The sequence below is a fragment of the Brevibacillus soli genome, from assembly GCF_044759095.2.
Taxonomy (GTDB): domain Bacteria; phylum Bacillota; class Bacilli; order Brevibacillales; family Brevibacillaceae; genus JBIYSM02.
Window position 1 is genome coordinate 1 of the sequence record NZ_JBIYSM020000026.1, and the last position, 7561, is coordinate 7561.

Genomic DNA, 7561 nt, shown 5'->3' on the forward strand with positions numbered 1-7561 from the left:
GCCGTCGAGCAGCATAAAGAACGATTTAAAGAAGTTCCCCATGCTGTCGCTACGGATCGCGGTTTTTACAAGAAAACCAATGAAACCGCCTTGACAGAGGCGGGAGTTCGTTATGTGTGCACCCCGCATTGCGGGAAGAAAAGCAAGAAACGGACAGAGCATGAATCACAACTCTGGTTTAAAAACTTGCAACGATACCGTGCAGCGGGAGAAGCAAGAATAAGTTTGTTGAAACGCAAGTACGGCTTAAACCGAAGCCGGTACAGGGGCTTTGTCGGCTCAAAAACCTGGGTTGGCTTCGGAATCTGGGCTCATAACCTCAGAAGAGCAGCCCAAATGGCCAAATAAGCAACGATTAACGGATACAGTTACACGGTTGCCCCCCTGAGTTCACCACAATGAGATGCATCTGCCAAAAAACGATTTTTTCAGGAGTAACTAGCTATCCTCAACCCACTCGGCATTAGCTATCGCTGAGCCGAGTGGGGTCCCTTTCTTCGCCGGGCGGGGCCCCGAACACTTTTCTAGCGGCTGTATGGGATGTCCAAATTTATAAATTCTTATACACTAAAAAAAGGTGAGCTCTTTATCGGAGCCCACCTTTTTCACTGCTATTGGTTTACCGTTGTTTGGCATTTTTCCATCACGCGTTTTGCCATATCCAGATACAATTTTCCAATCGGTGATTGAGCCTTGTACACCGACGGAGAGTAATCCGGTTCGGCCGTGTGGTTTTCCGGTTGACCCAGCGGAATCTGAGCCAGCAGCTCTGTTGCCAGCGTCTCAGCCAGTTTGGCACCTCCGCCTCGGCCAAACACGTATTCCTTGGAACCGTCCTTCGCTTCATACCACGCCATATTTTCCACCACGCCGAGGATTTCATGGCCGGTACGCTTGGCCATCGCACCTGCGCGAGCAGCCACGAACGCAGCCGTGGCATGCGGAGTGGTTACGATAATTTCTTTGCTTTGCGGAATCATGGTGTGAACATCCAGCGCCATGTCGCCGGTACCAGGAGGCAGATCCAGCAGGAGGTAATCGAGATCATCTCCCCAGTGAACTTCTGAGAAAAAGTTGCGCAGCATTTTTCCTAGCATCGGGCCGCGCCAGATAATCGGGGAGTTGTCCTCCACAAAAAAGCCCATGGACATGACCTTCACGCCGAATTTTTCAATTGGCAAAATAACCTCGCCAATGACAGTGGGCCGCTGCTCGATGTTCATCATGTCGGGCACACTAAATCCGTAGATGTCCGCGTCAATGATTCCCACTTTCTTTCCGAGTCGCGCCAAGGCAACAGCTAGGTTGACCGTCACCGTGGATTTCCCCACTCCTCCTTTTCCGGAGGTAACGGCAATAAACGTGGTTTTCGAATCCTTGGCAAGAATCGGATTGAGCAGTTGTGCTTGTCCCGGCGCCATATTGTGCGTCTGGTTGCCGCGCAGCTGCGCACTCAACGCCGCCCGCTCGTCGTCTGTCATTGTGCCGAATTGAACACGCACTTCTTTGGCCCCTAACGCTTTGAGCGCATGGATGACATCTTCTTCGATCTTGGCTTTCAGCGGACAGCCGGAGATTGTGAGGACTACTGTGAGGCTTATCTGGTCCCCGTCAATCTGGATGTTGCGGATCATATTGAGTTCCACGAGACTGCGGTTGATCTCAGGATCTTTCACGTCTTGAAGCGCTTCCAAGACTTGCTCTTTCGTCAGCATATTGCCCACCTCATATCGTAAGGGATCTGTTTTACCAAAACATACGTACGCGCGTCCATTATAGCATATACAAAGGGCCGGGGCATTCGTTTCCGGCAGTCCGGGCTATTCTGGCGTAACCGGAACTTTTTCTCCTGCATAATGGCGCAGAATGCCCTGATAAATCGCGTTGGCCATGGCCTTTTGGTACTCGGAGGAACGAAGTCGCCTCGCCTCTGCCTCATTGCTTACAAAGCCCACCTCGACGAGCACGGCGGGGCATTTGACCTCTCGAATCATAAACACGTCGTCCGTCTTTTTCGGAAGGCGATCCGTGTTCTCCAGCACGCGTTTGATCTCGTCCTGGATCAGGTACGACATCTCCGCGCTTTCCTTATACGCCGGGTAGTAGAACGTTTGTGCTCCTGACCACTTAGGGGAGGGGATCGAATTCACGTGAACACTTACCAAAAAATCCGGCGCATTCTCGTTGATGTAGGCGACGCGGTTGCGTATATCCTCCGACTTGCGCTTTCGCTGTTTGTGCGCCTCAGGAGAGGCCAAATCCTTGTCTTCTTCCCGGGTCATGATCACATAAGCACCCGACTGCTGCAAAAAATCCCGTAGGTAAAGACTAATCGCCAGCGTAACGTCTTTTTCCACGACTTTTCCGTCTGTAGAAACGGCTCCCCCGTCGATGCCGCCGTGTCCTGGATCGAGGGCGATCACCGTGCCGGCCAACGGAAGCGACCAGGTCGACCACGAGGAGTGTTCAGGCGCTTTGTACGTAAAAATGACGATCAGCAAAGCACATGCAAGGACCCAGCCGACTACTTTTCGTGCCACCTTCAACCGCCCCTTTGTCCCATACTCTCTTTCATATCTATGGACAAAGCGGGGAATTTATGACGCAAGATAAAAACCCCCTGCCTCGCGATGGAGACAAGGGGGTTCGTTTGCCGTCGAACAATTAACGCTTGGAGAATTGAGGAGCGCGACGAGCTGCTTTGAGACCGTATTTTTTACGCTCTTTCATACGCGGGTCGCGAGTCAGGAAGCCTGCGCGCTTCAGAGCGCCGCGCAGTTCCGGATCTGCTTTCAGCAGAGCGCGAGCCACGCCGTGACGGATTGCACCAGCTTGACCAGTAGTACCGCCACCGGATACGTTTACGAGAACATCGTAACGACCGAGAGTTTCAGTCAGAACGAGCGGTTGTTTCACGATCAGTTTCAAAGTTTCCAAACCAAAGTAGTTATCCATATCACGTTTGTTGATCACAATGCGACCTTCACCCGGAACCAGGCGAACACGTGCTACGGAGTGTTTACGACGACCTGTACCGTAGTATTGTACTTGTGCCACGAGTCTTTCCTCCCTTTACTTAGCCGCGAATTTGCCAAACTTCTGGTTTTTGCGCTGCATGCGGATGTTCAGAACCAGCGTATACTTTCAGCTTGGTGAACATTTGACGACCCAAGCTGTTTTTCGGCAGCATGCCTTTTACAGCGATTTCAAACATGCGTTCAGGCTTGTTTTTCAGCATGTCGCCCGCAGTTGTCGCCTTCAGACCACCCGGATAGAGGGAGTGGGTATAGTAGATTTTGTCGCTGAGCTTTTTACCGGTCAGCTTGATTTTGTCAGCGTTGATCACGATTACGAAATCGCCTGTATCAACGTGAGGTGTGAATTCAGGTTTCAGTTTACCGCGCAGGATGGAAGCCACTTCGCTAGCCAGGCGGCCGAGCGTTTGACCTTCTGCGTCTACGATGTACCATTTGCGCTCTACTTCGAGCGGTTTCGCCATATATGTGGTACGCATGTTTGTCCCTCCTAAATGTGTTACGGTCAACAAGGAATCTTCAACATTGTGAGGAGATTGTCGCTTTGTAACGGGAGAGCAACTTCTCCAGGTGTTCCATAAAAACTTCGTACTTGTTTTTCAATCCCGGGGCTAGAGTGGGGCTAGCGGGGTATGAAAATACCAAGGAATATCGTACTACATGGAAGGGCAAGAGTCAAGTGCCATGTTCTGCGCTAATACTTGGAAAGTTGGAGAAAATCCTAGTAGGTTACTTCCCACATGGTCAACCCTTTCGCCGGCGCTGTTTTGCCTGCCCGTTCGCGATCGCAGGCCAGCAGAATCTCCCTCAGTTCGTCCGGAGACCTTTTCCCCTGCCCTACCTCAACGAGGGTGCCTGCGATAATCCGTACCATATTGTAGAGAAATCCGTTTCCGCGACAAATAATCCAGATCTCATCCCCGCAGCGTTCCACCCGCAAGTCAAAGATCGTCCTGACCTTGTCCTCCACGAACGTCTTGGCCGAACAAAACGAGGTGAAATCGTGCTCCCCAAGCAGATGCCGGGCAGCCTGCCGCATCGCCTCCACGTCAAGCGGGTGGCGGATGTGATCAGCGTAACGGTGGCGGAATACATCGGCGACAGGTCCGTTGTCAATGCAGTAGCGGTATTCTTTGACTTTCACGTCAAAGCGGGCGTGAAAGGACGCATCCACTTCCTCCACGGAACGGATGACGATGGAATCCGGCAGCTGGTTGTTGAGGACAAATGACCACTTCTCCACGGGTATATTGCTCTCGGTGTCAAAATGAAACACCTGTCCGCGGGCATGAACGCCGGCATCCGTGCGCCCTGACCCTGCAATTTGGATGGCTTCACCCGTTATCCGCTGAAGAGCGGCCTCAATTTCCCCTTGAACGGTCACCTGGTCCGGCTGAACCTGAAAGCCGCTGAAGTCTGTTCCGTCGTAAGCGACGATACACTTGAGTCGCCTCATGCACGCCACCATCCGATCAGCAGGGTGAGGATCACGGCCTGGACGAGAATGACCCCGTCCCGCCAGGAAAAAGAAAGTTTGCGTAATCGGGTGCGGCCCTCGCCGCCACGGTACCCGCGCGCCTCCATCGCCAGAGCCAGTTCCTCGGCCCGACGAAAGGCGCCGATAAACAGGGGAATGGCAATGGGAATGAGATTTTTCGCCCGGCGGATCAGATTTCCGCTTTCAAAGTCGGCGCCGCGGGCCATTTGCGCCTTGATGATCTTGTCCGTCTCTTCGAGAAGCGTCGGGATAAAACGAAGGGCAATGGACAGCATCAAAGCAATCTCGTGAACCGGTACGCCGATCTTTTTGGCCGGTCCCAGAAGACGCTCCAATCCCTCGGTCAGGTCAATCGGAGAGGTGGTCAACGTCAAAAGGGCACTCATGATCACCAGAAGGCCCAGTCGCAGGGACATGTAGACCGCCTGACGCACACCCTCTTCCTCGACAGTAAGCCAACCCCATTGAAAATAGACTGCCCCTCCCTTGGTGACCAGCAGATGCAGCACAACGGTAAACAGCAGCAGAATCCAGACCGGCTGCAAGCTTTTGAGAATGTAGGAGGCCGATATTCGGGACACCCACAGGCAGAGCAAGGCAAAAATAAGTAAGAGTCCATACGTAACGGGAGTATTTGCGAAAAAGACAAGCGTCGCAAACAGAATCATGAACAGCATTTTGCTGCGAGGGTCAAGGCGATGGAGAAACGACTCTCCGGGTACATATTGACCGATGGCGAAATTTTGCAGCACACTCATCGTCTCGCCTCCCTCGGAACTCGCAGCCGTTCCAGCAGGTACGCCACCAGATCTTCCTCCCGATACAGGGAGTACGGCAGCTTGCTTCCTTCAGGCAGCCGTTCGTTGCACGCGCTGACGAGGGCAATCGTCTCCGGCACGTCCAAAGACAGCTCACGAAGGCGGTCCCCCTGACTGAAAATCTCCTCAGGCTTCCCCTGCATGGCTACCTTTCCCTTGGCCATCACGATCAGCCAATCGGCGTAGCGCGCCGCCTCTTCCATGCTGTGTGTGACCAGCAGCGTGGTCAACTTCTGTTCCTGGTGAATCCGGTAGATCCCTTCCAAAATGGCTTTACGGCCCTCCGGATCAAGTCCCGCAGTCGGTTCATCCAGCACCAGCACCTTAGGCTGCATCGCAAGAACTCCTGCGATCGCGACCCGTCTCATCTGCCCGCCGCTCAGCTGGAACGGAGAGCGGTCTTTTACCTCCTCATAGCGAAGGCCGACCAGTTCAATCGCTTCCCGCGCCCGCGCCATCGCCATGTCCTGGGGAAGATGAAAGTTCAGAGGGCCAAATGCTACGTCCTTGAGGACCGTCTCTTCAAACAACTGATGCTCCGGGTACTGAAACACCAACCCGATCTGTCTGCGCTGCTCCGGCGCCAGCTTTGTGGTCGGCGTGATCGTACTGTTCCCGATGGCAATCGTTCCTGAGGTGGGGCGCAGCAGCCCGTTCAAGTGTTGTACCAGTGTCGATTTGCCTGAACCTGTTTGCCCGATGATGCCAACATAAGCACCGCTGGGTATGGTTAGCGTCACGTCGGACAGGGCAGCCTTTTCAAAAGGGGTCCCTCTCCCGTAGACGTGACTTACTTGGTTAAAAGCAATCTGCATAAATGATCCACCAGCTCCTCTTGGTGCAATACCGGCGGCATTTCCAGACCATTTTGGACAAGCTTGTGGCGCATCCGAACAGCCTGGGGTACATCCAAACCTGCCGCCTGCAAGCGCTCCACCTGACCGAACACGTCAGCCGGCGTCCCGTCCATGTAGACTTCCCCTGCCCGCATCACAATCACGCGGTCGGAATGGACAGCCTCTTCGGGAAAATGGGTGATGTTGAGGATGGTAATGCCCTCTTCCCGATTCAGTCGGTACACCAGGGACATCACTTCTTTTCGTCCTTGCGGGTCAAGCATGGCTGTCGCCTCGTCGAGGATGATCAGGGAAGGGCGCATGGCAATAATGCCGGCAATGGCCACCCGCTGCTTTTGGCCGCCGGATAAACGATGCGGTTGAGCCGTCAGGAACTGCTCCATTCCGACAGAAGACAGCGCCTCGTCGATTCGGCGACGCATCTCACCCGGCTCTACTCCCAGGTTTTCCAAACCAAATGCGACGTCATCTTCGACCGTGGTTCCCACAATCTGATTGTCCGGATTTTGAAACACCATGCCAACATGCCGTCGAACTTCCCATATCGCTTCGGAATTACGGGTCTCAACCCCACTGACAATGACCACACCTTCACTGGGAAGCAGCAGGCCGTTCATCAGTTTTGCCAGAGTGGACTTTCCCGAACCGTTGTGGCCCAAAATCGAAACGAAGGCTCCCCGTTCAATAGACAGGTTGATGCCTTGCAGTACCACCACACGTTGTTCCCAATCGCTCTCATAGGCAAACGAAACATCTCGAAACGTCAGCAAAGGCTCCTCATTCATGGTTCGCTTCACATCCTCCATGCTTGCAAGCAGGACTAAAAAGAAAAAAGGGTATGAATCAGAGTCCAGCCGAAGACCAGATCTGCCCCTCACCCTTTTCAACTTCATGCAAGTATTAAACTAATTCGATGTACGCCATTGGTGCAGCGTCGCCGCGGCGAGGACCAACTTTCAGGATACGAGTGTATCCGCCGTTACGCTCTTTGTAACGCGGAGCGATTTCATCGAACAGCTTTTGAACTGCATCGCGGCCTTCAGCGTTCGCAACTTCTTTACGCACGAAAGCAGCCACTTGACGACGAGCATGCAGATCACCGCGCTTTGCCAGCGTAATCATTTGCTCAGCGATCGGACGCAGTTCTTTCGCTTTCATCTCAGTAGTTTCGATGCGCTCGTTGATGATCAGGTCCGTTACCAAGTCGCGGAACAGCGCCTTACGAGCCGCGGAACGACGACCCAATTTACGGTATGCCATGTTCTTACCTCCCTCTCATGTGCGAGATCAACCTAGTCATCGCTGCGCAGGGAAAGACCCAACTCTTGCAGCTTTTCCTGTACTTCCTCCAAG

At 53.4% G+C, this 7561-nt stretch carries 10 protein-coding genes; 1 reads left to right on the forward strand and 9 read right to left on the reverse strand.

Annotated features, from left to right (window positions below):
* On the forward strand, nucleotides 1–348 hold a 348-nt coding region (locus ACE99V_RS12130), incomplete at its 5' end, for a transposase (RefSeq protein WP_400491352.1).
* A 263-nt stretch (nucleotides 349–611) separates the two neighbouring features.
* Here the strand turns inward: ACE99V_RS12130 and ACE99V_RS12135 are convergent.
* The 9 genes from ACE99V_RS12135 to rplQ all read right to left on the reverse strand — a co-directional run bounded on the left by ACE99V_RS12135 (nucleotide 612) and on the right by rplQ (nucleotide 7468).
* Nucleotides 612–1715 carry a P-loop NTPase gene (locus ACE99V_RS12135; protein WP_400491353.1) on the reverse strand — a complete coding sequence of 368 codons (1104 nt, stop codon included), beginning with the start codon at nucleotides 1713–1715 and terminating at the stop codon, nucleotides 612–614.
* Nucleotides 1716–1820: 105 nt separating this feature from the next.
* Nucleotides 1821–2540 carry an N-acetylmuramoyl-L-alanine amidase CwlD gene (gene cwlD / locus ACE99V_RS12140; protein ID WP_400491354.1) on the reverse strand — a complete coding sequence of 240 codons (720 nt, stop codon included), beginning with the start codon at nucleotides 2538–2540 and terminating at the stop codon, nucleotides 1821–1823.
* A gap of 124 nt (nucleotides 2541–2664) precedes the next feature.
* Entirely contained in the window at nucleotides 2665–3057 is a 393-nt protein-coding gene (rpsI, locus tag ACE99V_RS12145; RefSeq protein WP_400491355.1) for a 30S ribosomal protein S9, read from the reverse strand.
* 19 nt (nucleotides 3058–3076) lie between these two features.
* Nucleotides 3077–3514: a 50S ribosomal protein L13 gene (gene rplM, locus ACE99V_RS12150; RefSeq protein ID WP_400491356.1), complete on the reverse strand. Its 438-nt coding sequence runs from the start codon at nucleotides 3512–3514 to the stop codon at nucleotides 3077–3079.
* Nucleotides 3515–3756: 242 nt separating this feature from the next.
* Nucleotides 3757–4491: a tRNA pseudouridine(38-40) synthase TruA gene (truA, locus tag ACE99V_RS12155; protein WP_400491357.1), complete on the reverse strand. Its 735-nt coding sequence runs from the start codon at nucleotides 4489–4491 to the stop codon at nucleotides 3757–3759.
* Nucleotides 4488–5285: an energy-coupling factor transporter transmembrane component T family protein gene (locus ACE99V_RS12160; protein ID WP_400491422.1), complete on the reverse strand. Its 798-nt coding sequence runs from the start codon at nucleotides 5283–5285 to the stop codon at nucleotides 4488–4490. Before ACE99V_RS12160 ends, truA begins: the two co-directional genes overlap by 4 nt.
* Before the next feature lie 2 nt (nucleotides 5286–5287).
* Nucleotides 5288–6166 (reverse strand): energy-coupling factor transporter ATPase, encoded by an 879-nt coding sequence (locus ACE99V_RS12165; RefSeq protein ID WP_400491358.1) that lies wholly within the window; start codon nucleotides 6164–6166, stop codon nucleotides 5288–5290.
* A complete protein-coding gene (locus tag ACE99V_RS12170; RefSeq protein WP_400491359.1) occupies nucleotides 6142–6993 on the reverse strand; it encodes an energy-coupling factor transporter ATPase in 852 nt (283 codons plus the stop codon). Before ACE99V_RS12170 ends, ACE99V_RS12165 begins: the two co-directional genes overlap by 25 nt.
* Before the next feature lie 115 nt (nucleotides 6994–7108).
* The gene (rplQ, locus tag ACE99V_RS12175; RefSeq protein WP_400491360.1) at nucleotides 7109–7468 is read right to left on the reverse strand and encodes a 50S ribosomal protein L17; all 360 of its coding nucleotides are present in this window, start codon (nucleotides 7466–7468) and stop codon (nucleotides 7109–7111) included.
* Between the last annotated feature and the right edge of the window lie 93 nt (nucleotides 7469–7561).

What these genes read in the sequence shown, in the direction of transcription:
- ACE99V_RS12165 (WP_400491358.1), bottom strand. Translation starts at nt 6,166, where the DNA reads ATGCAGATTGCTTTTAACCAAGTAAGTCACGTCTACGGGAGAGGGACC.
- rplQ (WP_400491360.1), bottom strand. Translation starts at nt 7,468, where the DNA reads ATGGCATACCGTAAATTGGGTCGTCGTTCCGCGGCTCGTAAGGCGCTG.
- ACE99V_RS12170 (WP_400491359.1), bottom strand. Translation starts at nt 6,993, where the DNA reads ATGAATGAGGAGCCTTTGCTGACGTTTCGAGATGTTTCGTTTGCCTAT.
- truA (WP_400491357.1), bottom strand. Translation starts at nt 4,491, where the DNA reads ATGAGGCGACTCAAGTGTATCGTCGCTTACGACGGAACAGACTTCAGC.
- rplM (WP_400491356.1), bottom strand. Translation starts at nt 3,514, where the DNA reads ATGCGTACCACATATATGGCGAAACCGCTCGAAGTAGAGCGCAAATGG.
- ACE99V_RS12135 (WP_400491353.1), bottom strand. Translation starts at nt 1,715, where the DNA reads ATGCTGACGAAAGAGCAAGTCTTGGAAGCGCTTCAAGACGTGAAAGAT.